1 protein-coding gene is annotated in these 1,380 nt (G+C 69.1%); it reads left to right on the plus strand.

Annotated elements, in window-relative coordinates:
* Positions 1-133 precede the first annotated feature (133 nt).
* Positions 134-1,380: PAS domain S-box protein (locus FVW20_RS15505; RefSeq protein ID WP_307831588.1), on the plus strand; the 1,247-nt coding region annotated here is incomplete at its 3' end.

The raw sequence follows: 1,380 nt of genomic DNA on the forward strand, positions 1-1,380 counted from the left end.
GGGATTGCGGGCGCGGCGCGGCAAGCCCGCCGGCGCGGAGCAGGATGTCCAGCGGGACGCGCAGCCGTACGCACACGCCGCCGCTTCGGGGCAGGCACATGCTTCGGGTCGGGCAAGCACTTCGGCGCAGGCGGTGGACCTGGATCGGGCGCGCGAACAGTACCACGCCATCTTCACCAGCGCGCCGGTGGGCATCTTCCGCGTGACGCCCGAAGGCCGCTACGAGAACGTCAACCCGGAATACGCGCGCATCTGGGGCTGCCCCACCACGGAAGAAATGCTGGAATGCGTCTCGGACATTCCCCGGCAGATGTACGCCGACCCGGCAGACCGCCAGCGCTTCGTGGGTGCGTTGCAGGCCACGGGCCGCGTGGACAACATGGAACTGCGCCTCAAGCGGCGCGACGGCAGCCTGTTCTGGGGGCTTGTCAGCGCGCGTCTGGTGCGCGGCCCGGCTCCTGCCCAGGCGGCGCCAACGGGCCAGATCGCCAAGACTGGCCAGACTGCCGAAACCGGCGCTCCGAACGGCACGGACCGTGCCGGCGCAAAGGCGGGCAACGCCCCGGCAGAGGTGGACTACATCGACGGCTTCGTGCTGGACATCACCGAACAAAAGGTGATGCAGGACCAGCTTTCCGAGGCGTGGCGCAGGCTGCGCGACATCATCGACTTCCTGCCCGACGCCGCCCTGGTGCTGGACGCAAACCGCCGCGTCATCGCCTGGAACCGCGCCCTGGAGGAAATGACCGGCCATTCCGCCAGCGCCATGCTGGGGCGCGGCAACTTCGAATACGCCCTGCCCTTCTACGGCGAGCGCATTCCCCTGCTGGGCGACCGGTTCTTCAGCCCGGACATGCCCCTGCCCAGCCACTACACCCAGTTCACCGAGCACGGCGACAAACTGGCGGCAGAGGCTTACGTGCCCACGCTGTTCGGCGGTCGGGGCGCCCACGTGTGGACCGTGGCATCCGCCCTGCGCGACGGCGAAGGACGGCTCGCCGGGGTCATCCAGACCATCCGCGACGTCACCGAGCGGCACAACCAGTTGCGGGAACTGGAAAAAAGCCGCCAGCGTTACGACATGGCCATCTCCGCCACCAACGACGGCATCTGGGAATGGGAACTGGCCACCAACACCCTGTACCATTCGCCCCGCTGCCTCGAAATCCTGGGCCGTGCCCCCGACGCAACCCTGTCGCCCATGGACATCGCGGCCATCCTGCACCCGGAGGACAGGCTGCGCGTGCTGACGGAGGTGCGCCGCATCACCGGAGAAGACGCGGAACGCTTCGAGCATGAATTCCGCATCCGCCACACCGACGGCACATGGCGCTGGGTTCTCGCGCGCGGCGCGGCCCGGCGCGGCCCCGGCGGGCGCCT

Source organism: Nitratidesulfovibrio oxamicus (assembly GCF_015731765.1).
GTDB lineage: Bacteria > Desulfobacterota > Desulfovibrionia > Desulfovibrionales > Desulfovibrionaceae > Cupidesulfovibrio > Cupidesulfovibrio oxamicus.